Annotated in this window: 21 protein-coding genes; 11 read left to right on the plus strand and 10 right to left on the minus strand. The window is 69.6% G+C overall.

Annotation, left to right across the window (positions count from 1 at the left end; genetic code table 11):
- Nucleotides 1–53: 53 nt before the first annotated feature.
- From AB0L53_RS54340 to AB0L53_RS54355, 4 genes are all read right to left on the minus strand, one after another.
- Nucleotides 54–2,591: a carbohydrate-binding protein gene (locus AB0L53_RS54340; RefSeq protein WP_364013327.1), complete on the minus strand. Its 2,538-nt coding sequence runs from the start codon at nt 2,589–2,591 to the stop codon at nt 54–56.
- Nucleotides 2,592–2,601: 10 nt separating this feature from the next.
- Nucleotides 2,602–3,771 (minus strand): carbohydrate-binding protein, encoded by a 1,170-nt coding sequence (locus AB0L53_RS54345; RefSeq protein ID WP_364013330.1) that lies wholly within the window; start codon nt 3,769–3,771, stop codon nt 2,602–2,604.
- Between the two features lie 6 nt (nt 3,772–3,777).
- Nucleotides 3,778–6,858 carry a carbohydrate-binding protein gene (locus tag AB0L53_RS54350; RefSeq protein ID WP_364013332.1) on the minus strand — a complete coding sequence of 1,027 codons (3,081 nt, stop codon included), beginning with the start codon at nt 6,856–6,858 and terminating at the stop codon, nt 3,778–3,780.
- Nucleotides 6,859–6,962: 104 nt separating this feature from the next.
- Entirely contained in the window at nt 6,963–9,389 is a 2,427-nt protein-coding gene (locus AB0L53_RS54355) for a PQQ-dependent sugar dehydrogenase (protein ID WP_364013335.1), read from the minus strand.
- A 364-nt stretch (nt 9,390–9,753) separates the two neighbouring features.
- On the opposite strand from AB0L53_RS54355, the gene AB0L53_RS54360 reads away from it, so the two are divergent.
- Both AB0L53_RS54360 and AB0L53_RS54365 read left to right on the plus strand, forming a co-directional pair.
- Nucleotides 9,754–11,334 (plus strand): glycoside hydrolase family 88 protein, encoded by a 1,581-nt coding sequence (locus AB0L53_RS54360; RefSeq protein WP_364013338.1) that lies wholly within the window; start codon nt 9,754–9,756, stop codon nt 11,332–11,334.
- Nucleotides 11,335–11,486: 152 nt separating this feature from the next.
- The gene (locus tag AB0L53_RS54365) at nt 11,487–12,701 is read left to right on the plus strand and encodes a hypothetical protein (protein WP_364013341.1); all 1,215 of its coding nucleotides are present in this window, start codon (nt 11,487–11,489) and stop codon (nt 12,699–12,701) included.
- Nucleotides 12,702–12,833: 132 nt separating this feature from the next.
- On the opposite strand, the gene AB0L53_RS54370 is transcribed toward AB0L53_RS54365, so the two are convergent.
- Nucleotides 12,834–13,535 (minus strand): hypothetical protein, encoded by a 702-nt coding sequence (locus AB0L53_RS54370; protein ID WP_364013344.1) that lies wholly within the window; start codon nt 13,533–13,535, stop codon nt 12,834–12,836.
- Nucleotides 13,536–13,626: 91 nt separating this feature from the next.
- Nucleotides 13,627–14,232: a hemerythrin domain-containing protein gene (locus AB0L53_RS54375; protein ID WP_364013347.1), complete on the minus strand. Its 606-nt coding sequence runs from the start codon at nt 14,230–14,232 to the stop codon at nt 13,627–13,629.
- 353 nt (nt 14,233–14,585) lie between these two features.
- Between AB0L53_RS54375 and AB0L53_RS54380 the strand changes: the two genes are divergently transcribed.
- Nucleotides 14,586–15,026 carry a cupin domain-containing protein gene (locus tag AB0L53_RS54380; RefSeq protein ID WP_364013350.1) on the plus strand — a complete coding sequence of 147 codons (441 nt, stop codon included), beginning with the start codon at nt 14,586–14,588 and terminating at the stop codon, nt 15,024–15,026.
- An 11-nt stretch (nt 15,027–15,037) separates the two neighbouring features.
- Nucleotides 15,038–15,349 carry a LuxR family transcriptional regulator gene (locus AB0L53_RS54385; protein WP_364013353.1) on the plus strand — a complete coding sequence of 104 codons (312 nt, stop codon included), beginning with the start codon at nt 15,038–15,040 and terminating at the stop codon, nt 15,347–15,349.
- Between the two features lie 97 nt (nt 15,350–15,446).
- Here AB0L53_RS54385 and AB0L53_RS54390 read toward each other — a convergent pair whose 3' ends face one another.
- The 3 genes from AB0L53_RS54390 to AB0L53_RS54400 form a co-directional block, all read right to left on the minus strand.
- Nucleotides 15,447–16,058, minus strand: a complete 612-nt coding sequence (locus AB0L53_RS54390; protein WP_364013356.1) for a hypothetical protein — start codon at nt 16,056–16,058, stop codon at nt 15,447–15,449.
- On the minus strand, nt 16,055–16,819 hold the full coding sequence (locus tag AB0L53_RS54395) for a hypothetical protein (RefSeq protein WP_364013358.1): 765 nt from the start codon (nt 16,817–16,819) through the stop codon (nt 16,055–16,057). Before AB0L53_RS54395 ends, AB0L53_RS54390 begins: the two co-directional genes overlap by 4 nt.
- A 137-nt stretch (nt 16,820–16,956) precedes the next feature.
- Nucleotides 16,957–17,985 carry an alcohol dehydrogenase catalytic domain-containing protein gene (locus tag AB0L53_RS54400; protein ID WP_364013361.1) on the minus strand — a complete coding sequence of 343 codons (1,029 nt, stop codon included), beginning with the start codon at nt 17,983–17,985 and terminating at the stop codon, nt 16,957–16,959.
- Nucleotides 17,986–18,247: 262 nt separating this feature from the next.
- On the opposite strand from AB0L53_RS54400, the gene AB0L53_RS54405 reads away from it, so the two are divergent.
- Nucleotides 18,248–18,592: a hypothetical protein gene (locus tag AB0L53_RS54405; protein ID WP_357953342.1), complete on the plus strand. Its 345-nt coding sequence runs from the start codon at nt 18,248–18,250 to the stop codon at nt 18,590–18,592.
- A 64-nt stretch (nt 18,593–18,656) separates the two neighbouring features.
- Here AB0L53_RS54405 and AB0L53_RS54410 read toward each other — a convergent pair whose 3' ends face one another.
- Entirely contained in the window at nt 18,657–19,292 is a 636-nt protein-coding gene (locus AB0L53_RS54410) for an Lrp/AsnC family transcriptional regulator (RefSeq protein WP_357953344.1), read from the minus strand.
- Nucleotides 19,293–19,399: 107 nt separating this feature from the next.
- Between AB0L53_RS54410 and AB0L53_RS54415 the strand changes: the two genes are divergently transcribed.
- The 6 genes from AB0L53_RS54415 to AB0L53_RS54440 are packed head-to-tail and all read left to right on the plus strand — an operon-like array spanning nt 19,400 to nt 25,652.
- Nucleotides 19,400–20,977: an ABC transporter substrate-binding protein gene (locus AB0L53_RS54415; RefSeq protein WP_364013365.1), complete on the plus strand. Its 1,578-nt coding sequence runs from the start codon at nt 19,400–19,402 to the stop codon at nt 20,975–20,977.
- A 2-nt stretch (nt 20,978–20,979) separates the two neighbouring features.
- Nucleotides 20,980–22,047, plus strand: coding sequence for an ABC transporter permease (locus AB0L53_RS54420; protein WP_364013368.1), 1,068 nt, complete (start codon nt 20,980–20,982; stop codon nt 22,045–22,047).
- A complete protein-coding gene (locus AB0L53_RS54425; protein ID WP_357953351.1) occupies nt 22,044–22,919 on the plus strand; it encodes an ABC transporter permease in 876 nt (291 codons plus the stop codon). The genes AB0L53_RS54420 and AB0L53_RS54425 overlap by 4 nt, the downstream gene beginning before the upstream one ends.
- Complete coding sequence (locus tag AB0L53_RS54430) at nt 22,916–23,758, plus strand: ABC transporter ATP-binding protein (RefSeq protein WP_364013372.1); 843 nt, start codon at nt 22,916–22,918, stop codon at nt 23,756–23,758. The genes AB0L53_RS54425 and AB0L53_RS54430 overlap by 4 nt, the downstream gene beginning before the upstream one ends.
- The gene (locus tag AB0L53_RS54435) at nt 23,755–24,663 is read left to right on the plus strand and encodes an ABC transporter ATP-binding protein (RefSeq protein ID WP_357953355.1); all 909 of its coding nucleotides are present in this window, start codon (nt 23,755–23,757) and stop codon (nt 24,661–24,663) included. The genes AB0L53_RS54430 and AB0L53_RS54435 overlap by 4 nt, the downstream gene beginning before the upstream one ends.
- An 11-nt stretch (nt 24,664–24,674) precedes the next feature.
- Nucleotides 24,675–25,652 (plus strand): M24 family metallopeptidase, encoded by a 978-nt coding sequence (locus AB0L53_RS54440; protein ID WP_364013376.1) that lies wholly within the window; start codon nt 24,675–24,677, stop codon nt 25,650–25,652.
- Nucleotides 25,653–25,748 lie beyond the last annotated feature (96 nt).

The following is a 25,748-nucleotide window of genomic DNA, read 5'->3' on the forward strand; positions in this document are numbered from 1 at the left end:
CCGTTGGTGCCGGCCGCCGTGCGAAGCGTCCGCGCCCGCACGGCGGCCGGGGTTCAACCGATCGTGACGCGATCGAGGTTCGGACCGCCGCCGGCCGTGGTGGCGGTGGCGCGGATGGTGTTGGCGCCCGCGTTCAGCGGGACCGTGATCGACTTGGTCGTCCAGGTGTCCCAGTTCGCCGTCGGGTCGAAGGCGAGCTCGTCGGAGACGAGGGTGCCGTTGACCGTGACGTCCATCGGCCGGTTCGCGGAGGTGCCGTTGGCGAACCTCAGCGTCAGCGTGGCGTTCCCGGCCGACTCGGCGTTCGCCGTGAACTCGACGTAGGAGCCGACGAGGTTGTCGTAGTTGACGAACCCGGTCCCGGTGAAGCCGGTGTGGTTGGACTCCGCCACACCCTGGGAGATCGTGGCGTCCTCGGCCTGGTAGTCGGTGGTGGTTCCGCCGCCGCCCGGTGTCACGTCCACGTCGATGTAGTCGATGTTCGGGTTGCCGTTGGCCGTGGTCGCCGTGGCGCGGATCGTGTTGGCCCCGGCGTTGACCGGGACCGTGAAGGTGTCGGTGGCCCAGGTGTCCCAGGTGCCGGTGCTGCCGTAGTCGCGGGCGGCGAACACCGTCGTGCCGTTGACCGCGATCGCCGACGGCCGGTTCGTCGTCGTCCCGTTGGCGTACCCCATCTTGATCGTCGCCGTGCCCGCCGCGGCGGCGGTGATGGACCACTGCAGGTAGGACCCGGTGGCGTTGTCGCCGTTGACGTAGCCCGTGCCGCTGTAACCGGTGTGGGAGTTCTCGAAGATGCCCTGCGAGATCGTCGCGTCCTCCGCCTCGTAGCGGCCCGGCGGAGGTGTCGTACCGCCGCCGGCCGCGTACTGGCCGCCGACCCACGCCTCGTCCACCCGCCAGCGGGAGACGCCGTGGTGGCCGGTCTTGGTGAGCCTGACGTAGCGGGCGGTGGTGGCGGTCAGGTCGATGAACTGCACGCCGCGCGCGTTCGGCACGGTGCCGGTCTTGACCGCGCTCCCCCAGCTCGACCCGTCATTGCTGACGTACACCTGGTAGCCGGAGATACGGGCCGACCCGGACGACGGATAGACCGTCGAGTCCTCCCGCTGGTTGAACGCCAGGTATTGGATCCGCTTGGCCGAACCCAGGTCGAAGGTCAGGGACGCGGGCTCGGCGGCGTTGCTGTCCCAGTAGGTGAGGTAGTCGCCGTCACCCGCCGCCGAGGCGCCGTGACCGCTGGTGGAGGAGCTCGCCGACAGCGTGACGCCGCTGTAGATGCCCTCACGGCCGCTGGAGATCACCTTGAAGACCGTGTCGTACTGGTCCCAGGAGGAGATGCCGCTCAGCGTCAGCGTCCCGTTGGCCTGCGTGAACGTCACCGGCGAGCCGGTACGCAGGTTCGTCACCGAGCTGATCCGGTAGCCGCTGTCGCGCACGGACAGCGTGCTGCCGGACGGCGGCGTGACGACGTGGATGTAGTGCCGGTTGGGATCGGTCTTGGAGATCGTGGTCACGCCGTGGGCGCCGTTGTTCCAGAAGCCCGGTTTGAGCCCGCCGAACATGTAGCCGCCGCCCTCGGTGCCGCCGAGCGACTCCCAGATATCCTCCAGATAGGTGTTGGCGAAGTTGTTGAAGCTCACCTGCTGGGCGGGGAACTTGCCGTTGACCATCGCGGTCTCGGCCATCAGCGCCTTCACCGACGATCCGGCGTTGGTGATGAGCCGGCCCAGCGTGAGCTTGCGGTCCACCGCCTCGTCCGACCCGCCGTACCACCAGGGGCCGCCGGTCGGCAGCTTGAAGTCGGCCTCGATCAGCCTCGGCAGCGCCGTGTAGACCGCCTGCGGGTAGTCGTAGGAGGGCGACATGCCGGTCTTCTGCTCGTTGCTGATCATGTCCATGATCGGCGTGTCTTCGTTGTTGTTCGAGATCGTCATGTCCGGGCGCTGCTGGTAGATCTTGGCGTAGAGGTTGTTGCTCTCCCAGTAGGCGTTGTCGTTGTCGATCCAGAACCCGGCCAGCTTCGGATAGCGCTGCATCTGCTCGAAGAACTGCAGGTAGCTGAACTCCCCGAACCCGTCACGGGTGGTCAGGTCCACGTTGTGGCCCACGTAACTGGAGAAGGCCGAGGAGTTGAGCCAGTCGCCGGAGCTGAGCCCCTCGTTGTGCCACTGCGGGTCGTCGGTCATGTAGTTGATGACCTTCAGCCCCTGCGCGTCGGCGGCGTCGATCAACTCGCCCAGGAAGTCCCGCGTGGTGCGGCACGAGCCGGGGATCGACGACGGGTACGGCCGGGCGTAGCCGAGCCTGCTGTGGAAGGTGGCCAGGACGATGTACTGGGCGTGCAGCTTCTTGGCCTCGTTGACCCAGTAGGAGGCGCTCCAGCCGCCGTTGGTCACATCGGCCTCCCAGCCGCTGCAGCTGGTGTGCTGCGGCGAGGTGCGCTCCCCCCAGTGCAGGAAGAGGCCGGCGATCGAGTTGCGGAGGAACGCCTGCCGCGGGTGTTGCAGGTCGGCCCGGGCGGGCAGTGCGGTGAGCAGGCCGAGCAGGAGGGCGAGTACGGCGAAGACCGCCGTACGCGACACACGGGACATATGCGTGCTCCTAGGGTCCGGTGATGTCGAGGTAGTCGAGGTTCGGGCAGCCGTTGGCGGTGGTGGCGGTGAGCCTGACCGTGTTCGCGCCCGCGACCAGGTTGGCGTTGACGGTCTTGCTCGCCCACGTGGTCCAGGCGCCGGTGCCCGCGAAGCTCAGGCCCGAGGCGACGACGGTGCCGTTGACCGTGACGTCCATGGGCCGGTTCGCGGAGGTGCCGTTGGCGTACCGGATGGTGAGGGTCGCGGGGCCCGCGGTGCTCTGCTGGAATCCCCACTGGGTGTACGCGCCCGCCACGTTGTCGGAGTTGACGAAGCCGGTGCCGGAGTATCCGGCGTGGTTGGACTCGACCACGCCCTGCGAGATCGTCGCGTTCTCCGCCTCCAGGCGGGTCGCGGTGACCTGCACCTGCTTGTAGGCCCGCATGTTGGTGAGCAGCATGTAGCAGTTCTGCAGCGAGCCCGAGGTGTCGCCGAGCGAGCGGTAGATGCCCCACTTGGGGCGGACCCGGTCGCCCAGGAACGTGTCGCCGGTCTTGGTGGCGTCGACCAGCGTGGTGCTCCCGTCGCGCAGCACCCAGCGGACCGAGCCCGCGCTGCCGTCGCCGATCTTGATCTCGTACTCGGCGTCGATCCACTTGTCCTGCAGCGGCTCCAGGTTGGTCCGGCCGACCAGGATGCCCTGCTCGTAGATCGTGTGCTCGATGGTCTGCACGCCGTTCACCCGGCGCAACGAGGTGGTCGTGATGGGCAGCCCGCCGGTGCCCGGCATCTTCGTCTGGCTGATGTGGGTGAAGGTCGTGGTGGCCTTCAGCGAGCTCGGGATGAACATCGAGTACGTGACCCGCCACGTCTCGCCCTTCAGCCACTGCAGGTAGCCGCTGGGGTTGCGGGTGCCGGTCACCTCCTGCCGCTGCCGGTCGGTCATCGTGTCGCGGTCGACCGTGTGCATGTTGAAGCGGAAGTTGTTGCCCTCGGCGAAGATGTGCGGCTGGCCCGCGGGGTGTGAGTCGGCGCGGTCGTCCTCGATCGTCTCGAACGCGCCGAGCCCGACCGACGACGCCTCCGGCGCCCACATGAGCTGCCAGGCGACCGCCGCCGCGGCCGGGCGGGCGGGCAGGTACGGGGTGAGGAGCGCCGCGCCTACGAGGGTCCCCAGCTGGCGTCGGGTGATGTCCATGGCTTCCTATCCGATTGTGATCTTGTCGAGGTTGGGGCCCCCGTTGGCCGTCGTGGCGGTCGTCCTGATCGTGTTGGCCCCGGCCGTGAGCTGGACGGTGAGAGTGGCGGTCTGCCAGGTGTCCCAGTTCCCGGTGCCGGCGAAGTCGCGGTTCACGGCCGTGCCGCCGTTGACCGCGATGGCCATCGGCCGGTTGACCGTGGTGCCGTTGGCGTAGCGGATCGTCAGCGTGGCGGGCCCCGCGGCCGCGGCGGCGACGGCGAACTCGGCGTAAGAACCGGCGACGTTGTCGAGGTTGACGAAGCCGGTGCCGGTGAAGCCGGTGTGGTTGGACTCCACGACGCCCTGGGAGATGGTGGCGTCCTCGGCCTGGTAGTCGGTGCCGCCCCCCGAGGCGGCCACCACGTCGATGTAGTCGATGTTCGGGTTGCCGTTGGCCGTGGTCGCGGTGGCCCGGATCGTGTTGGCCCCGGCGTTGACCGGCACGGTGAAGGTGTCGGTGGCCCAGGTGTCCCACGTACCAGTGCTCGCGTAGTCACGGGTGGCGAACACCGTCGTGCCATTGACCGCGATCGCTGACGGCCGGTTGGTCGTCGTGCCGTTGGCGTACCGGAACTTGATCGTCGCCGTGCCGGCCGCTGCCGCCTCGATGGCCCACTCGATGAAGGCGCCCGCCGCGTTGTCGCCGTTGACGTAGCCCGTGCCGCTGTAACCGGTATGGGAGTTCTCGAAGATGCCCTGCGAGATCGTCGCGTCCTCCGCCTCGTAGCGGCCCGGCGGCGGCGGGGTGCTCGCGCCCGGCAGGCCCCAGGCGGCGCCCGGCGTGGCGATCGGCACCGGCGCGATGACCAGGTCCGGGACCGAGCCCGCATAGAGGAGCACCTCACGGTTCTTGGGCAGGGTGATGCCCAGGACGCCGCCGCCCAGGTCCGAGACCGTGGCGGGAGTGCCGTCGTCGAGCACGGCGGTGACCGTGCCGGTCAGTCCGTGGTCGAGCTTGAGCGGCTCACCCGCCAGGCTCCTGACCCGGACGAAGCGGGTCGCGCCCGCCTGCCGTACCGCGGAGACGAGGAAGGCGCCCTGCGTACGGAAGTCGTGCAGCGTGACATCGGGCCACCAGCCCGGGATCGCGGGGAAGACGCGGACGACGCCGCCCCAGCTCTGGCAGAGCAGGTCGTGGATCGACTGCGAGGCCGACAGCGGCGTCTCGATGACCGGTCCGGCCTCGGTGTAGTGGGTGTTGGCCCGGCACGGATAGGAGGTCGAAGGGTCGAAGAACTTCAGCAGGTAGGACAGCGCCGTGTCGCCCCGCCGCATCATGGCGTACATGGAGGCGGCGCCGGTGTAGCTGTAGCCCCGGTGGGCGCCGGTCAGGGCGTGCCACCGGACGATCGACTTCTCGATCAGCGAGCGGTTGCCCGTCTGATCCCAGTTGACCAGGTAGAGGGGATAAATCATCAGAAGGTGGGAGTAGTGGCGGTGGGACTGCGCGTACGGCGTGCTGCCGCCGATCATGTAGCCGTTCGTGTCCGTCGGGTACGACACGAGCGTGCTGAGCACCTGCTGCCACTTGGTCTTCAGCGGATCGTCGACGCCCAGGCGGGCCGCCGAGTCGAGCAGCGTCTGACAGCCCCACCTGATCAGGGCCAGGTCGTAGTTGGTGTCCTGGGGCGGGACGGTCGGGTACTCGGGCGACAGCGTGCTCGGCAGGTGCAGCTTGCCGTCGCTGCCACTGGCCAGGAAGTGCAGGTAGTAGTTGATCGCCCGGCGCAGCAGCGGGAACAGCGTGTCCCTGAGCAGCCCGTCGTCCATCGTGTGCCGGTAGGACAGCCACACGTTGTGCAGCGCCCAGGTCAGGTCGCCGACCTCGGCGCCGCTGCCGGGCGTGCCGACGCTCCGGGTGGCGAACATGTCCGAGCTGCGGCCCACGCCCGAGGAGTCGCTCCGGTACGCGCTGGCCACGTTGGCGGTCAGCTGCGCCCGGTTCTGGTCGAGCGTGCTGGTGACCGAGTCGAGCTCCAGATGGTTGGAGCCGTGGATGAGCCAGTACTCCAGCTGCACGTTGAGGTTCCACCACACGCCGGGCCACGGGGTGGGCTCCAGCCACGGGCCGGTCGTCGCCATCACCGGCGCGCCGGCGCGGGTGGCGGAGGCCACCTTGTAGAGCTGGATCCAGTGGAAGCTCTGCAGCCGCTGGTCCGGGAAGGACACGAAGCTCTTGCGGTAGAAGGCGTGCCACCAGGTCCGGTGCGCCGCCCGCAGCGTGTCGTAGGTGCCCGCGTTCTGGATCCGGCCGAGCGAGGTCGTCTCGGCCGCGGTGTTGGACGGGAAGCTGTGGGCGACCGACAGCAGCAGGAGGTTGCCGCTCTGCCGGTAGGCGGTGGCGGTCTGCCCTCCCCCGGCCAGTCCTTGGAGCACCTGCTTGACGTCGCCGGTGGTCTTGGTGGTGTAGGCCGGGTTGTGCGTGTAGCCGGACGGCGGGTCCTCCGAGGCCTGCCTGGGGCTGTCGGCCACCTCCGGGTGGAAGGTCCACCGGACCTGCTCACCGCCCGTGACCGAGGCGCTGGCCACGAACGTCTCGTCATGGATGAACGCGGTGAACGTGATCTTCCCCGACGAGGTGGTGACGGTGCCGGTCAGCTCGGCGTCCCACAGGCTCAGCCGCCAGTCGACGGCGGTGATGGTGCCGACGGGGTCGAGCGTGAGATGGCCGACGGGCAGCCGGCAGGTGCCGAACCCGCTGCCGAACTCCGGCCGGTGGTCCTGGACCCGCCCGTGCTGGGTGGTGAAGCGGACCTTGTTGGCGTCCGGCTCCTTGTAGATCATGCTGCCGAGCAGGCCGTCGCCCAGGAACGGGCCCTCGTGCCAGAGCATGGGCAGCTTGGCCCACAGCAGGTCCTGCTCCCGCAGGAACGCGGCCCACTGGGCGTCCGAGGTCATCCGGACGTCGAGCGTCCAGGGCGCCGACCGCGCCTCGGCATGAGCGGGGTCGGGGGTGCCGGTCAGCGCGGCCGCGGCCAGGGTGCCGAAGGCGCCGCCCAGCACCACCCGGCGCGTCGGCTTACTCTCACTGTCGTCAGGTTCCATCACGCGAGGTTCTCCAGCTGCTCGGGGGTGCTCCCGGAGGGGGGTTGTTCCGGGGGTGGCAGGCGGCCGCGCCGAAGCGCGGCCGCCTGGTGAGGGGGCGTGCGTCACTGGATGTTGGAGCGCCTGATCACGTCGGCGTCACCGTTGCCGTTGTTGTCGGAGTTGGTGGAGCCGAACCAGATGGCGCTGGCGTTCGGCACCTTCTCCACCGCGCGGAGCCGGCCGTACGTGCTGTTGAAGTAGGAGTTGACCGTCGAGACGTTCTCGCCGTTGAGCACGATCCGCCACAGCCGCTGGCCGCGCAGCGCCGCCATGAACACCGTGTTGTTCACGATGGCGATGCCGCTGGGCGATGCCTCGGAGACGCTCCACGTGTACTTGGGGTTGGTCATGCCGGTGGTGCTGCAGGTGCCCTCGCAGGTGGGCCAGCCGTAGTTCTTGCCCGGCTGGATCAGGTTGAGCTCGTCCTTGGAGGAGTTGCCCAGCTCCGACTCCCACAGCCGCCCGGCCGAGTCCCACGCCAGGCCCTGCGGGTTGCGGTGGCCGTAGCTGTAGACGCGGGTGCCGAACGGGTTGCCCGGGGCGGCCGCGCCCGTCTTGGTGATGCGCAGGATCTTGCCGTTGAGTGAGTCGAGGTCGGGCGCGTTGCTGCTGCTCTGCGCGTCACCGGTGGTGACGTACAGATAGCCGTCGGGGCCGAACCTGATGCGGCCGCCGTTGTGGTAGCGGTTCTTGTCGATCATGCCCTGCAGGATCGCGCTGTAGCCGCTGAGCGTGGTGCCGTTGAAGTTCATCTTCGCGACCCGGTTGCCCTCGGAGGCGGTGTGCATGAAGAACACCTCCTGGTCGGTCGTGCCGTTCCAGGTGGGCGAGAAGTCCAGGCCCATCAGGCCGCCCTCGCCGTCGGTGGTCACCACGTTGGGCACGGTGCCGACCTGCGTCTTGGTACCGGACGGGGTGATCTTGAATACCTTGAACGAGTCCCGCTCGGTGACCAGCGCGTACGAGCCGTCGGGCGCCCAGGAGATGTCCCACGGGATGTCCCAGCCGCCGGCGATCGTGGTCGGCGTCTGCGGCACGGTGCCGCAGCTACCGGTCGTGAACGACGCTGAGGCCGCGCTCGGGGTGGACAGCTGGTTGGCACTGTCACGAGCGACGACGTCGAGCGTGTAGGTGTGCGCGCACTCCAGCGGCACGCTGGCGCTGGTCGCGGGCGGCGTGCCGGTGACCGTCTGCAGCACGGTGCCGTTGGCGTGGTCGCGGATCAGGTAGGCGCGGACGCCGTTGTCATCGGTCGAGGCGGCCCAGGTCGCGGTGGCCGAGGTGGGCTGCACGCCGGTCACGGTGAGCTGGCCGGGCTGCGACGGCGGGTTGTCCGCGGGCGCGGGCAGCGTGCGGCAGTTCGCCTCCGGGCTGCTCAGCGACACGTTCCCGGACGCGTCCCGGGCGAACACCGAGATCTGGTACGGGAAGTCGGAGTTCAGCCCCGTCACCGTGTACGGTGGCGCGGGCGCGGTGGCGATCTGGGTGCCCTGGTGGAAGATGTCATAGGCCACGACGCCGATGTTGTCGGTCGACGTGGGCCAGTCCAGCCGGATGCTGTTGTAGGTGATGTCACTGCAGACCGGCTGACCCGGGGCCGTCGGCTTCTCGGTGTCACCGGGGCCGCTGACGCGCAGCCGGTCCAGGTTCGGGCCGCCGTTGGCGGTGGTGCCGGTGGCTCTGATCGTGTTGGCGCCGGCGTTCAGTGTGGCGTTGAGGCTGATCTCCTGCCACGTGGTCCACGCGCCGGTGCCGGGGAAGGACTGGCTCGCCGCGATGGTCGTACCGTTGACCGTGACGCTCATCGGCCGGTCCACGGTGGTGCCGTTGGCGAAGCGGAACGTCAGGGTCTGCGGCCCGGTGGTCGCGGCGCTCACCGCGAACTCGACGTAGGAGCCGGCCACGTTGTCGTAGTTCACGAAACCGGAGCCCGTGTAACCGGCGTGGTTGGACTCGACGACGCCTTGCGAGATCGTTCCGCTCTCCGCCTGGTAGTCGGTGAAGTTCGAGCCCGAGGCGACCTCGGCCTCCAGGTAGTCCCAGTTCGGGTTGCCGCCCGCGGTGCTGGCGGTGGCCTTGATCGTGTTGGTGCCGGCGACGACCGGCGCGGTCAGCGTGACCGTCGCCCAGGTGTCCCAGTTCGTGGTGGCGTTGAACGCCCGCGCCGCGGCGACGACGGTGCCGTTGACGGCGATGTCGCTCGGCCGGTTGGCGCTGGTGCCGTTGGCATAGCGGAAGGCCAGCGTGGCGGTGCCCGCGCTGGGCGCGTTGATGGTCCATTCGACCGAGGATCCGGCGACGTTGTCACCGTTGACGAAGCCGGTGCCGGAGTATCCGGTGTGGTTCGACTCCACGACACCTTGCGAGATCGTGGCGCTCTCCGCCTCGTATCGGGTGGGCGCCGCGGCGGCCGGAGGGGCCACGACCGTCAGCGCCCCGGCGAAGAGCGCGAGGACACCGGCGAGGACGCGGAACCTGCGTAAGTTCATTCGATCACTCCTGCGGGGGGTGGTATCTCGGCGAGAGATTGGAGCTTTTCATCGTGTTCCCACAAATAGTCACAACCGTCAACAGATTCTAGATCTTGGAACGATCCAATCTTTAGGAAACTTTCCTAACCCCACTTATGGTCATCCGGAGCAGAGATCGGATGTCCTGACACCTGGACAGGGAGAGAGCCGGGATGTTTGGCTATGCGGCAGGCGAAAGGTTGGATCTGTCTCTCGGCGCACTCGATGGCACGCCAGGCACTTCACCGCACTCAGGGCCGCCGAGAGACATCACAGGTCAGAAGATCACAGGTGAGACCTAGGATGTCTTACCTGTGACGCTCACCAGCGTGAGGAGAGTCCCTTGCCCCTCAGAATCCGACATCGAGTGGTGGCCGTGGTGGCCCTCGGTGCCCTGCTGATCCAGCCCGTGCCCGCGGCCGTCGCCGCGGCCACGCTCCACGAAGCCGAGAACGCCACCATCTCGCAAGGCGTCGTGGAATCCAACCACGCCGGGTTCACCGGCACCGGTTTCGTCAACTACGACAACGTGACCGGCTCGTCGGTCGAATGGGCGACCGACTCACCGCAGGCGCGCCAGGTGCGGCTGATCCTGCGGTACGCCAACGGCACCACGGTGGACCGGCCGATGAGCATCTCCCTCAACGGCACGACCATCGCGACCGGCCTGTCCTTCCCCGGCACCGGGGCCTGGACCACCTGGCGGACGGTGACCGTACAGGCCTCGCTGGTCGCCGGCCCGAACACCGTACGGGCCACCGCGACGACCGCGAACGGCGGCCCGAACGTCGACTCGCTCACCGTCGACGACGGCACCACGGGCGGCGGGACCGACTGGTCCAAGGCCGTCGTCGACTCCACGATGGCCCGCTTCACGCCCAGCTCGCTGGGCGGCTGGAGCTACCCGCAGGGCTTATACCTGTGGGGGCAGTATCTCGTCTGGCAGCGCACCGGCGACGCCCGCTACCTGCAGTACATCAAGGACTGGGCCGACCGGTTCGTCGACAGTTCGGGCAACATCTCCAACAGCTTCAGCAACCTGGACAGCATGCAGGCGGGCAACGTCCTGCTGGCCCTGTTCAAGGAGACGGGCCAGGCCCGCTACCGCACCGCCGCCACCAAGATCCGGACCCGGCTGAACACCTACCCGCGCACCTCCGACGGCGGCTGGTGGCACTCCACCTCCGACTCGCGGCAGGGCCAGCTCTGGGGCGACGGCGTCTACATGGCCGATCCGTTCCTGGCCCGATACGGCGCCTGGGTCGCGGGCGACACCTTCACCAGCGCCGAGCCGGCCAAGCAGATCGAGGTCTACCACAGCCACCTGCGCCGCACCTCGGGCACGGCGGCCGGGCTGCTCTACCACGCCTACGACGAGCCCGGCGGCCTGACCGCCTCCTGGGTGAAGCCGTCACTGGGCAACACGAACGGGATCTCGTGGTGCCGGGCCATGGGCTGGTTCGGCATGGCCACGATCGACATCCTCGACCTCATCCCGGCCGACCACCCGCGCCGGGCCGCCTTGATCGACATCATCCGCGACCTGGTGCCCGCCTACGCCCGCTGGCAGGACCCGGCGACCGGACGGTGGTTCCAGGTGGTCACCGAGACGACGAACTCCGCCAACTGGACCGAGACGTCCTGCTCGGCGATGTACACGTACACGATCTCGAAGGCGGTCGAGCGCGGGTATGTGGACGCCTCCTACCGCGCCAACGCCGACCGGGGCTACCAGGGGGTGCTGAACAAGATCTCACTCGGCCAGGACGGGCGGACGAACCTCGTGGACGTCAGCGAGGGCACCAACGCCAGCGACTCGCTCAGCTACTACTTCAACCGGGGGCGGCCGGTGAACGACTTCCACGGACTGGGCGCTTTCTTGATCATGAACGAGCAGATGATGCGCGTCGGCCCCGGCAGCTGACCCGCACGGCGCCCCTGGGACCGGCGCACACGCGTCGGCCCCCGGGGTTGGCCGGATGTTCGTGATCAAAATGTTCCTGCTACTCGGAGATCATCCCCCATATCCGACTTACGCTACGACGGACGGCGCACGGGATGGGGATGGGGGATCGCATGGCGACATTGATGACGCGGATGGCCGCTGCCTTGAAGGGGGAGGTCCGGGCCGACGAGCTCGAGGCGTACCGGCGGGCAGGCGGGATCGTGTACACCGAGCTGGAGCAGGCCGAAAGCCTCCGGGGCCGGTTGGCCCTGGAGGGGGTGAACCTGTGGCACGGGCCGCAGGGGGCCGCCGGGCAACTGCTGTGCGTGTGGAACGCGTTCGTCCTCCAGGCCATCGGCGAGCACCTGCTCGACGCCGACTACGCCGCCGACCCCCGCACCTCCGGATTCGTGCCGCCGGTGACCGCCCAGCAGGTGGGCGCCTGCTTCGCGCAGGTCGAAGGGTGGGTATCGCGGGCGCGGCAGGCGGCGGGCAATCCCGGCTACCTGGTGGAGCAGGAATTACTCCTCCCGGCCGACCTGCCCGAGTGGGCCGAGGCCGACCCGTGTCCGCTGCCGCACCTGCACGGCATGCTGGCCGCCTCCCGCGCGATCCGCCAGCACGCCGAGGTCGCGCTCGGCGTCTTCGAGAAGACGGTCGCCGACGCCGACCGGCACATGGACGCCCTGCGGCGGCTCAGGCAGCTCGTCGCCGAGGCCGCGACCGCCGCCGACTACGCCGAGGGGCTGCTGGACACCGACCCGAACCCGCGGATGCACGAGGCGATCGAGCAGCGGCTGCAGCGGGCGCTGGAGATCTACTACCACCTCGGCCAGCTGACCGCGATGCCGCAGCTCATCGCCGACTACAAAGGGGTGGACGCGAGACGGGCCGTGCCTCCCGTCGCGACGCCGCCGGTGAACCCCCGCAGTTTCGACCCTTGGTGCCTGACCGACCCGCAGAAGCGCGGCGTTTGGCAGGCGGATCCCCGTGCCCGACAAGCGATCAAGGAGATGTGGGAGTACGACCCCGACGCGGCCCACACCCTGCGCATCCAGGCCGAGATCGACGCCGCGTTCACCAGTGGCGCCATCACCTACGCCACCGACGCCGGGGGCAAGCCGTACGGCAGCTACTACTGCTGCCCGTGGGCGGCCATCTACCTGGTCCGGCGCCCGATCGTCATCGGTGGTACCCGGCTTCGTACGATGCAGCAGTTCACGTACGAGGTGTCGGCCGAGGACGTACCAAAGGGCGGCCGGTTCAAACGCGAGATCATCGTGTCCAACTTCAGGCCCACGGACGAGGTCGACTACTGCGACCCCGACGGCCTGCACGGAGACTGAGCGGGCTCGCCCGAACCTCCAATCGCCGAAGCTTCATCGCCGCTCGCCGAGTGCCGAGCATGCCGGATGATCGGATCCAGCATGGTCAGGCACCCGGCGTGGTGGCTGGTGGCGGTGGCCAGTGGCGTGTGGCTAGTGGCCCATCACCGGCCTTACCCCGGCGCTCGGGATCGGCAGATGCTCGCGGATGAGCAGCCAGCTCGCGGCCAGCACCCACAGCGCGGTGAGCACTCCGGGCACGAACGCCACCAACGCGCCGCCGGGCGCCAGCGGACCGCCGGTGATCGCGACCGTGAACGCGCCCAGGACGCTTACCACGGCGACGATGATGGCGCACCAGGCCATCCATTGCGGAAATACGTGCGTGCGCATGATGGCGGCGGCCGAGGCCGCGAACGGCACGGCCAGCGCGATTCCCATGATGGCGTCCATCACGGTCAGCGAGATGTACGGCCCCGCGGCGATGGCCAGCAGCGGCCGATGCGTGGTGACCGCGTAGGTCATCCCGGCGAACACGGATATGCCGATGAATCCGGTGGCGGCGAGGACTATGTACCCCGCGAGCACCATCGCGGGCGCGTCACTGGTCTCATCCGAACGGCGGAAGGCAGTGGCCAGCGCCACGCCGAACCACAGGAACAGCGCGGTCGCGATGGCGTACAGCAGCGCCGCCGCCAGAATCTGGGCCCGGCGCTCGACCAGATACCCCGAGATCGTCATCGCGGATTCCGTGATCTGCGGCGCGTTCCCCATTACCAGGCGCCCGATGATCGCGACCACTATGGCCGCGACGCCTGCCACTCCACCCCAGCGGAGCTCATGACTTTCTTTCATCGAAGTCACCTCCCACCTGCCATTATTCGGCGCCCTCGCTGCGCCTGGCAGGGTCAAAGGTCCCAATCTCGCGAGGCGGCCCACACGCTGATCAGACCTTGCCGCTCTTCTGCAGCGCCTGGGTGAGCTCTTCCTTGGTCATGGATGAGCGGCCGGGGACCTTGGCCTCCTGGGCTCGGTGGTACAGATCCTCCTTGCTCGGTTCCTTGGATCCTCGGCTCTGCTTCCTCGATTTGTTGCCGCTCCCCGCAGGAAGACCGTGCTGGATCTCCTGTGCCTTGCGTTCGCTGAAGGCTCGGCCGAGCTCCTCCAGGCGCTCGCGGGAAACCGCCTTCTTGAGCGCTGGGAGGATCTCGCTCTCCTCCTCCTGAACGTGATGCGCGACTGCCAGAACGAGCTCGTCCAGCAGCTTGTCGAACTGCGCCGTGTCGGTGTCGACGTCCAGGAGTTTGAGCAGCATCCGCTCGGCCTGGTGGTGTTCCTCCGCTCCCTCTCGGACCTGGTCCTTCTCACTGGGTACGGTCTTGGCGATCTCCGGGTAGACCAGTTCCTCCTCCCCTCTGGAGTGAGCGACGAATTTGGCGGCCAGTTCGGCTAGCAGGGCCGGACGGTCCTCGGTGTCCTTCTTGAGCCGGCCGAAAAGCCGCTCCACGTCGCGATGGTCTGACTTGATCATGCTGATGACGTCCAATGTCATGGCTCCCCCTCTCTGGCGCCCCGGTACCCGGCAAGGACGGTCGTACGCGAAGTTGAAGGACAACGGAACAGTTGTTTGCGCTTCTTGGACGCTGGCCGCTGTTTGCGCTTCTTGGACACTGGCCGCCGCGCTACGCGCGCCATCCGCCGCGCCGGGCTTGCGCCGCGTCGTCGTCGGTGCCCGGCCAGCGCTCCTCGTTGGTCCGGCCAGGCGCACGCCGCCACCAACGTGCCGCTTGTACTGCGCAGATGAGACAGGCGCACTGTTAGGAGCGTTGTCACAGATCGGGGCGCTGTCTTGTCTGAGCTGGTATACGGCCGGATCGAGCCGGCCACTTCTGGGAAGGAATCGCGATGAGCACCGATCACGCTCAAGCCCACCACCTCGAGAACCCCGACAAGAGCGGGCCACCGCCGAAGATCGACGTGGTCGGCAGCGTGCCGGGGGCGCCGCCCGCGCCGGAGGGGGCCGAGGCGATGACGCTCCGGGTCACGCTGCCGCCGAACAGCCCTGGTGCGCCGCCTCACCGGCACTCCGGGCCTGCGTACGGCTACGTGATCAAGGGCGCCGTCAATTTCGAGCTCGAAGGCGACCCCGTGCGGGTTCTCCGGCCTGGTGACGCGTTCTGGGAGCCCGGTGGAGACGTGATCCACTACCAGGACGGCAACCACCTCACCGACGAGGAGTCGCAGTTCGTGGTGACGATGTTCTGCGCGCCTGGACAGCCGATGCTGATCCCGGTCAGCCCGGAAGAGTTGGAAGCTCGGCGAGACCGTCGCGCCCCACAGTCATGACCAAGGTCTCGTTGACCGCCCTCGTTCGCGATCAGCTCACGCTTGCCCGCGAGGCGGACAGCGGTCGCAGCGCCACCACTGTCCACGGGGGACACGATCGTTCGCTGCGGCAGACCGTCATGGTGTTGCGACAGGGCGAACACCTACACGAACACGAGCATCCTGGCGAGGTCACGGTGCACGTACTGCACGGGCGGATGCGGCTTGTCGCCGGGCCCGACTCCTGGGACGGGATGCCCGGCGATCTGCTGGTCATGCCCGAACGCCGCCACCGCGTGGAGGCCGTACAGGATTGCGCGTTCCTGTTCACCACCGCACGCTGAAAGCCAAGAAGGCGGGAATCGGTTTCGATTCCCGCCTTCAGCGTCGCCAGACGGTTATTCGACCAGCTTGCCGATGGTGGAGACCCGGGTGCCGGTTTTATCTCACGGACGCGAACGCCACAGCCGTGGTGGAGGCGATGGCCGTCGTGAGAACCACCATCAGGAGCACGGTGCCCAGCGGCTTCTTCCGCGGGCGCGGTGGCGGGGTGCGATGGGCGCGGACGTAGGCGACCGGGGGCTTGGGCGTCGGCTTGAGGGTCGGTGTGGGTTTCGGTGTCGGCTTCGCCGGCTTGACGCGGACGGGTTGGGGTGCGATATGCGGCACCCGCACACGGTTGGGTGTCGGCCGCTGAGTCGGCTTGGGTTTCGCGGGGCGGGGAGTGATCACGACCCGCACCCTGGGCGTCACCTTCGGGGTGGCCACGGGCTGCGGCTTCGGGGTGGCGACGGGGCGCGGCTTCACGATCACCACGGTCGGCGGATTCACCACGGTTGGCGGATTCACCACGGTCGGCGGCTGCACCGCCGGTGCCCCGCAGCGCCCGATGTGTACGCTCACCAGCGGCACGTCCACACACACGGTCGCGTCAACGCCCACCCTCACCGTGGCGTCGCCCGGATCCGGATCGGCCGCGGCGGGAGCGCTCGCCGACAGCGCCAACAGCGTGCCCGCCAGGAGCAGCGGCATGCGCCAGGCCCCCACGGTCACACGCCTCCGGCTATCCGGGCGAATTCCTGCAGCGCGCCCTTGTACGCTTCCGGCCCCACGGCCAGCGGTCCGTCGAAGGCGTGGGAGATGTCCCAGGTGAGGTAGACGCCGAAGCCGAGCATCGCGGCCATCGCCAGCAGCGGCAGGACCGCCAGCCCGGTCGGCCGCGCTCCGGCCAGGAACGGGAACAGGACGACCAGCAGGCCGGTGAGGATCGTCAGGGCCAGCAGCCCGTCGGGCGGCGTCGCGGCGGCGTCTGCGGTGCGCTGGGAACGGGCGGAGGCGAGCGCCGCGAGGTGGTCGAGGACCGCGGTCTTGGCCTCCTTCTGGTCGGTGGTCACCTGCAGCGCGGCGACGCGGGCCCGGAGCGCGTCGAGCCGCTCCGTGCCGACGGGATCCATCGAGCCGCGCTGCATGACGGGCCACTCGTCCCGGACGACGAACGTGATGTAGTCGCGCAGCCCGGCGCGCACCACGTCGGGGGCGGTGCCGGGCAGGCCGGACGCCGACCAGTAGGCCTCCACGGCGGCCTGGCTCTCAGCGTGCGTGTTCTGGCTGGCGGAGTCGGCGGTGGTCCACGGCACGATGATCGCGATGGCGAAGACCAGGAGGAACAGTGCGGACAGCATCGCGCCCGCGTGGCCCGCCGACGGTCCGCCGGCGTCGTTGTCGTCGCTGCCCTTCTTCGTGAGCCTGAACAGGGTGGCCGCGAGCGCCACCACACCCACCGCGGCCACGGCCGCGATTACGTATTGCAGCATAAGGATCTCCCCAATCCCCACCGAACACCGAGCGTGACATTACTATCACAGACCGCATGACTACTCAGGGGATAGATTGCGGTACGGTACGTCACCGATCGGTAACGGTCAGGCGGAGTTTCCGCTGCGATGGTCGATCAGTTCCCGGTGGTCAGGACCATGCGGAAGCGGGCCTGGCCGGAGAGCATCTTCTGGAACGCCGCCTGGGCCTCCTCCAGCGGAGCCTCCTCGATCCACGCCCGGACACCGCTCTGGGCGGCGAACCTCATGGTGTCCTGGATGTCGACCGCGTTGCCGGAAGCGTGCCCGTACACCCGCCTGGCCGCCCCCACCAGCTGCAGGGGCGTGACACGCACCGGTTCCATGTCGACGCCGACGACGATGAGCTCACCGCGGGGCCCCAGGCCGTCGACGGTCGCGGACATCGCCTCGGCGTTGGTCACCGTGGCCAGCACCACCTTCGCTCCTCCGCATGCCTGTAGCGCGTCGGCCACCGGCGCGGTGGCGCTGTCGACGTAATGAGCGGCGCCGAGCTTGTGCGCCAGCGGCGCCTTGTCGGGACCGCGGGCCAGCGCGATGGTGTTGAAGCCCATCTTCGCGGCGAACTGGACGCCCAGGTGCCCCAGGCCGCCCACACCGAGGATCGCGACGGTGTCGCCCGGACGCGCGGAGCTGTGGCGCAGCGCGTTGTACACGGTCACGCCGGCGCAGGCCAGGGGCCCGGCCTCCACCGCCGTGAGCTCGTCCGGGATCGCGGCCAGGGCGACGGCCGGCACCACGACGGAGTCGGCGAACCCGCCCGCGTACGCGGCACCCGGCACCTGCAGCTCGGGGCACAGGATGCCGTCTCCCTGCCTGCAGGCGTCGCAGTGGCCGCAGCTGCCTCCGTACCAGCCGACCGCCACCCGATCACCGACGGACCAGCCGGCGACGTGGTCGCCGACCGCGTCGACGCGTCCCGCGATCTCGTGCCCGGCCGTGACGGGGAAGGTGGTGCCCGGGATGTGGCCGGAGGTGATCAACGCGTCGGAGTGACACACCCCGCACGCCTCGACGGTGATCCGCACCTGGCCCGGGCCCGGCTCCCGGGCGTCCGCCCGGACGAGAGACAGGTCCCCGCCAGGCTCGCCGACCTGCATGGAACGGTTCGTGGCCGAAGAAGACATGGCGTCTCCTTTTCTTCTCGCGGGAAGCTTCGTCTCATGGGAAGCGGCGGCCTGCGGAGCGGCCGTCATGAGTCCATCGTTCCACTCAGCTCTTTGACCACCTGTCTGACCCCCGGTAAACCTCGACCACGAGAGCCGGTTTCCTGACAAGTCCCGTTTCGCGGCCCCGGCGGCTGGACGGATCGCCGAGAAGATCTCGGCGTTCGGCGAGAAACGTCCAGCCTGACGCTCCGTGTCAGGAAATATCGGGAGCATGGGCGGCGTGAACCTTCTCAACGGCCGCAGATTCGTGATGGTGAGTTCGACGGCGAGCGTGGTGGACCAGGAGCGGCCCACCGCGTTCGACTACTGGGAGGCCGACGGGGTGGTGTGGGGCAGCTACACGGGCGACACCGTCACCCACGGCCGTTTCGTCGGCACCAGGGACGGTGACCTGGTCTCCATCGCCTACGCGCACGCGCTCAAGGCCGGGGGCAAGGCGGGCGGCCAGAGCAACAGCCGCATCGAGACCGAGGCCGACGGACGGCTGCGCCTGGTGGAGGAGTTCCAGTTCGAGGGTGACGACACCCGGCACGTCAGCGTGTGCACCGAGGTCGTCACCGACTGATCCCGGCACGTCAGCGTGTGCACGGGGGTCGTCACCGGCTGACCTGACCGTCCTTCCGCCTGACCTACCCGTCCTTGCGCAGGGCGGCCCTTCCCTCCGCGGCGCCGACGAAGCGCATCTTGCCGAGCGGCACGTCGCCGGGGGCCTCCTGGGCCGCCCGCCGTGCCGGACGGGCCTTGTCACGGTCGCTGGGCAGCACGTACGGCCGCCTGAGCACCTCGTCCAGGATGAAGACCGTCTCGGTCGCCTTCACGGCCGGGATGTTGGCCAGCCGGTCGGTCACCATGGCGTGGACCTCGGCCACGTCCGACATCCGTACCTGGATCATCGCGTCGTGCTGGCCGGTGGTGATCGCGCAGTACTCGACTTCGGGCATCCTGGCCAGCTCGGCCCTGAACTGCTTCCACATCTGCTGCCGCACGGTCACGAAGATCAGCGCGGTGATGCCGAGCCCCGTCCTGACGTGGTCGATCTCGGCGGTGAACCGCTTGATCGCGCCGTCGGCGCGCAGCGCCTCGAAGCGGGTGTAGGCGTTGGCCCGGGAGATGCCCACCCGCTCGGCCAGCGACGAGACCGAGATCCTGCCGTTCTCACGCAGGACCTCGAGGATCTTCAGGTGGACGGCGTCGAGCTCCAGGCCGATGCCGATCCGTCCAGGCTGACCGCTACCGCTGGCACCATTCCTGGAAATTTCACTCATAGTTACCCCCAGCCCATTTATATACGTCTCAGCGACCGCACAGTACCTGGACGTTCTGCCCGACAATCCTCGACATCTTTCGGCCAACCGTCCAACTGGAGGACTCAATGGCGACCCGCTCGCAGACGGCGGCTGTGCTGCTCGCCGGTGCACTCGCCCTCGCCGCCTGCGGAAGCGGCGGTTCCCAGACCCCCGCCGCCCAGAGCGGCGGCGGCAAGACCCTGGTGATCGACACGTCCTTCGACCTCAAGACGGCCGACCCCGGGCGTACGTACGAGCCGACCGGCCTGACCGTCGAGAAGGCGATCTACGAGACGCTCCTCACCTTCGACGGCGCCGACGTGACCAAGCCGGTGCCGGCGCTGGCCGAGTCGTACGAGCTGTCCAAGGACGGCAAGGTGCTCACGCTCAAGCTCAAGCAGGGCGCGACGTTCGCCGACGGCTCCCCCGTCACCGCGGACGACGTGGTGTTCTCGCTGAGCCGGGTGCGTGACATGAAGGGGACCCCGTCGTTCCTGCTCGACGGCGTCGAGGTGGCCAAGGAGGGCGACTCGACGATCACGCTGACCTCCAAGGCGGCCAACCCGGCGCTGCCGTTCATCCTGCCGAACCCGGCGCTCGGCATCATCAACAGCAAGCTCGTCAAGCAGCACGGCGCGACCGCGGACGCGCAGGACAAGGCCGAGCAGTACCTGAACGCTTCCTCCGCCGGCTCGGGCCCGTACACGATCGAGTCGTTCAACGTGAGCAGCCAGGTCGTGCTGAAGGCGAACCCGAAGTACTACGGCACCAAGCCCGCCTACGACAAGGTCGTCATCCGCAACGTCGAGTCCGCCACGCAGAAGCTGAACGTCCAGCGCGGCGACAGCCAGGTGGCGCTCAACCTGTCGGGCGACCAGGTGACCGGAATGCCGGCGAACCTGCAGGTCAAGAAGACCGCCTCGGCCAACGTGATCTTCCTGCTGGCCAACCAGGACGACAAGGTCAGCAAGACGACGCCGAACGCCAAGTTCGTCGAGGCCGTGCGCAAGGGCGTCGACTACGCGGGCCTGCTCGAACTGGCCGGTGAAGGCTCCACGCAGGCGCCCGGCGTCATCCCGTCGCAGCTGCTCGGCGCGCTGCCCGCCGACCAGGCGGCCAAGCGCGACGTCGAGGGCGCCAAGGCGGCCCTGGCCGCCAGCGGCGTGGCCAACCCCACGGTGAAGCTGGAGTACCCGAGCGAGCTGACCGTGAACGGCCTGTCGTTCCAGCCGCTGGCCGAGCGGATCCAGGCCAACCTCAAGGAGGTCGGCATCACGGTGGACCTGCAGCCCGCGCCGGTCACCACCGCGCTGGACAACTACCGCAACGGCAAGGAGGAGATGGGCCTGTGGTACTGGGGCCCTGACTACCCGGACCCCAGCGACTACCTGGCCTTCCTGCCGGGCAAGACGGTGGGCCTGCGGGCGGGCTGGAAGGCCGGCGCGGCCAAGGAGATCGAGGCCGCCGGTGAGAAGGCCGCGGTCGCGATCGGCGACGACGCGCGCAAGCAGGCGTACGCCGACGTGCAGACGAAGCTGAACGCCTCGGGCCCGTTCATCCCGCTGATCCAGCCGAGCCAGAACATCGTGACGGCCGCCTCGGTGACCGGCCTGGAGTATCACCCGGTCTGGACCGTCGACGTCGCCGACCTCGGCGCGAAGTAGGCATGCCCGCCACCCCCGCCCCGCCCCGCCCGTCCAGGCGGCGCGGGGCGCATCCCCTCGCCCGGTTCCTGATCCGGCGGATCCTCATGGCGCTCCTGCTGGCCTGGGGCATCACACTGGTGACGTTCGTGCTGACGAACCTGGTGCCCGGCGACCCCGTGGCCGCGAACCTGGGCCAGCGGGCCCTGGGCGACCCGGCCATCGTCGCGCAGTGGCGCAGCGAGCACGGCCTGGACAAGCCGCTGTGGGAGCAGTACCTGCTGCATCTGCAGGGCGTCGTCCACGGCGACCTCGGCACCAGTCAGCAGAGTCACCGGCCGGTGAGCCAGGACCTGGCCGAGTTCGTCCCGGCGACGCTGGAGCTGGCCGGGGCGGCGATCCTGGTCTCCCTCGTGCTCGGCGTGGCCTTCGGCGTGATCGCCGCGCTGCGCAGGGACCGGCTGTCGGACCACGCGCTGCGGGTGCTGAGCCTGATCGGCATCTCGGTGCCGACGTTCTGGCTGGCGCTGGTGGCCTTCTACGTGTTCTTCTACCGCCTGCAGATCACCCCGGGCAGCGGCAGGGTCGACGCGGCACTGGGCACGGCCCCGGCCGTCACCGGTCTGCAGACGGTGGACGCGCTGCTCGCCGGCCGGTGGGACATCTTCGGCTCGGCCGTCGGCCACCTGATCACGCCCGCCCTCGTGCTGGCCCTGTACACGATCGGGCTGCTGACCCGCTTCACCCGCTCGGCCGTACTGGAGGTGCTCGGCCAGGACTACGTGCGGGCCGCCCGCGCCAAGGGCCTGCCGGGCCGGACGATCCTGTTCCGGTACGTGCTGCGCTCGGCGCTGGTGCCGATCATCACCGTCGCGGGCCTGGCGTTCGGCAGCCTGCTGTCCGGCACGGTACTGGTCGAGGCGATCTTCGCCTGGCCGGGCGTCGGCCAGTACGCCTACAAGAGCGCCACCACCCTCGACCTGCCCGCCGTCATGGGCGTCGGGCTGGTGGTCGGCGTCGTCTATCTCGTCATCAACCTGATCGTGGACGTGCTGTACGGCGTCATCGATCCCCGAGTGAGGCTTCAGTGAAACGGGATCCCCTGGCCCGCAAGGGCCTGACCGGGCGGCTCCCCCATGCCTGGCGGCAACCGCTGGCCATCGTCGGCGGCGTGATCGCGATCGCCTGGCTGGTGATCGCGCTGGCCGCGCCGGTGCTCGCGCCGCACGACCCGCTGGCCCAGGACCTGCCGCGCCTGGCCGCCCCGGGGCCAGGCCATTGGTTCGGTACGGACCAGCTCGGCCGGGACATCCTCAGCCGGGTCATGCACGGCGCGCGGGTGTCGATCCCGCTGACGCTGATGCTGGTGGCGCTGTCGGTGCTGATCGGCGGCCTGCTCGGCGCCTGCGCCGGATATTTCGGCCGATGGGTGGATGAGACGATCATGCGGGTGGCGGACCTGGTGTTCGCGTTCCCGACGGTCATCCTGGCCATGGTGGTGGCCGCGGCGCTCGGGGCCAGCCTGACCAACGCGGTGCTGGCCGTACTCGTCGTGGCCTGGCCCGCCTACGCCCGCGTGACGCGCGGGCTGGTGCTGGGCGTGCGGGAGCGGGAGTTCGTGCTGAGCGGGCGGCTGCTGGGCTTCTCGGCCTGGCGCTCGCTGCGCGTGGACGTGCTGCCGAACGTGACCGGCCCGGTGCTCGTCCTGGCCACGCTCGACATCGGCACCGCGCTGCTGCTGCTGTCGGGACTGTCGTTCCTCGGTCTCGGGGCCAAGCCGCCGTCTCCGGAGTGGGGCGCGATGGTGGCCTCCGGCGTGGAGGTCTTCGACAGCTGGTGGGTGGCGACCTTCCCCGGCCTGGCGATCCTGACCGTGGTGCTGGCCTTCAACTTCCTCGGCGACACGCTGCGGGACGCCCTTGACCCCCGTACGGCCCGCGCCATCAAGGAGCGTGCGCTGTGACCCTGGACATCACCGATCTGAAGGTCACCATCGCCGGCAAGGAGATCCTGCGCGGCGTGGACCTGTCGCTCCAGGAGGGCAGGGTTCATGGCTTGGCGGGCGAGAGCGGGTCCGGCAAGACGATGACCGGCCTGGCCGTACTCGGACTGCTACCGCACGGCTCGCGGACCACCGGCAGCATCGCGCTCGGCGACCGCGAACTGCTCACGCTGCCGCCGAAGGAGCTGAACCGGGTGCGCGGCGGCGAGGTGGCCATGGTCTTCCAGGACCCGGCCACGAGCCTGCACCCGATGCTCACGATCGGCAAGCAGCTCACCGAGCACATGCGCCACCACCTCGGCGTCGACAAGCGGGAGGCCCGGCGGCGGGCCGTCGAGCTGCTCGGCAAGGTGCGCATCCCCGGCGCCGAGGAGGCGTACGGGCGCTTCCCGCACCAGTTCTCGGGCGGCATGCGGCAGCGCGTCGCGATCGCCATCGCGCTGGCCTGCTCCCCCAAGGTGCTGATCGCGGACGAGCCGACGACCGCGCTGGACGTGACCGTGCAGGCGGGTGTGCTGCGGCTGCTGCGCGGGCTCTGCGACGAGCTGGGGCTGGCCGTGCTGCTCGTCACCCACGACCTGGGGGTCATGTCGGCGGTGGCGGACGAGGTGAGCGTGATGAAGGACGGCCTGGTGGTGGAGACGGGGCCGCGCGGCCGGGTGCTGCGCGAACCCGCCCACCCGTACACCCGTTCCCTGCTCGACTCGCTACCCGACGCCTCACTACCCGACAGCTCACTGCCCGACGCCTCGCTACCCGACACCGGACCGGCTCTCGCTCCCCGTTCGGAGGACTCATGACCCTGCTGGCGATCGACGACCTGGTCGTCGAGCACCGCTCGCCCGGGCGCCCGATCGTCAGGGCGGTCGCCGGGGCGAGCCTGTCCGTCGGGCCCGGCGAGGTCGTCGGCCTGGTCGGCGAGTCCGGCTGCGGCAAGTCGACGCTGGCCCGCGCCGTCTGCGGGCTGAACCCCGTCACCGAAGGCTCGATCACATTCGACGGACAGCCAGTCACGCCGCTGGGCCTGCGGCGGCGGAAGCTGACGGGCATCCAGATGGTGTTCCAGGACCCGTACGCGTCACTGAACCCGCGCCGCCGCGTGGGCGACCAGATCGCCGACGGCCTCCGTACCTCAGGCGACACCGCCACCGCGCCCGCCGACCTGCTGGAACGCGTCGGGCTGCCGCGCGACTTCGCGAGCCGGCACCCGCACGAGTTCTCGGGCGGCCAGCGGCAGCGCATCGCGATCGCCAGGGCGCTGGCGGCCCGGCCCCGGCTGCTGATCGGCGACGAGCCGATCTCGGCGCTGGACGCCTCCGCCCAGTCGCAGGTCGCCACCCTGATGCGCGACCTGGCCGTGGACTCGGGGGCGGGGCTGCTGTTCATCAGCCACGACCTGTCGGTGGTGCGGCTGATCGCCGACCGGATCGCGGTCATGTACCTCGGCCGGATCGTCGAGGTCGGGAACACGGCCGAGGTGTGGGCCAACCCCCGGCACCCGTACACGCAGGCGCTCCTGCGCGCCATCCCCAAGCCCGACGGGATGGGCGTCCTGCCCGCCGAACTGCCCGGCGACGTGCCTGACCCGGCCGACCCGCCGGCGGGGTGCCGGTTCAATCCGCGCTGCCCGCAGGTCATGGACGTGTGCCGGGACAAGGAGCCCGACTTCGGACCGGTCGCCTGCTGGCTGCACGAGCCCAAGTGACGGACCCTGACGTGACGGAACCGACCCTGGAGGCTGTGCGGGCGGCCATGGCCGAGGCCGAGGTCGACGCCCTGGTGTTGCGGCCCTCGCCCGACTTCAGGTTCCTGGGCGGGCGGGGCGACGGGTTTCTCGTCGTCACCCTGGACACGGCCGCCGAGACCGCCGACCCGGTCCCGCTCGTACCCCGGGCCGCGCGGCGCGTCGGCGTGGACCCGGAGATGCGGGTCCGCGAGCTGTTCGGCCTCGCGATCGAGGCCGAGCTGGTGCCCGCCACGGCCGTGCTGGCGCCCCTGCGGCTGCGCAAGCGGCCGCACGAGATCGAGGCGGTTCAGCGCGCCGTCGTGGCCGCGGAATCGGTGCTCGGCCAGGCTCGCGAGCTGTCCTGGTTCGGCGCCACGGAGCGCGCGATGGCGGCCCGGCTGCGGTTACTGCTGATGGAGACCGGCTGCGAGGAGGTCCTGTCGCTGCGGGTCGCCGCGGGCGAGCACACCGCGCGCCCCGCGCACCTCCCCGGCGGCCGGGTGATCAACCCCGGCGACGCGCTGCTCGTGTCGCTCTGCGGCCGGTGGGACGGCTACTGCGCGGAGGTGGCACGGGTGTTCGCCGTCGCCGAGCCGCCGGAGGACTTCGAGGCCATGTACTCGGTCGTACTCGCCGCACGGGCCGCCGCCCTACGCTCGGCGGCCCGGCCGTCGGCCGTCGCCGAGAGCGTGGCCAAGGCGGTCGGGGACGTGATCGACGGCAGCGGGTACGGCCGTTTCGCCGCCACCCACTTCGGCCGGGGCGTCGGGCTGGGTCACGACGAGGGCCCGCGCGTACAGCCCGGCGACGGCACGCCACTGGAACCGGGGATGACCCTGTGCTTGGAGCCCGCGATCTACGTGCCTGACCTGTTCGGCGCCCGGGTGGCCGACGTGGTCGCCATCACGGCGTCGGGCCCGACCCCCCTCGGCTCCGCCCACCACACCCTGCAGGTCCTCGACCACTGACGCCGCCCCCGCACGGATGCACCTCCGGGGCCCAGGCCCGCCCCCGCGGCCCCGGATCGCACCTCCGGGGCCCATCCCCCGTCCACCCGGATCGCA

Source organism: Nonomuraea sp. NPDC052129, from assembly GCF_040680095.1.
Lineage (GTDB): Bacteria > Actinomycetota > Actinomycetes > Streptosporangiales > Streptosporangiaceae > Nonomuraea.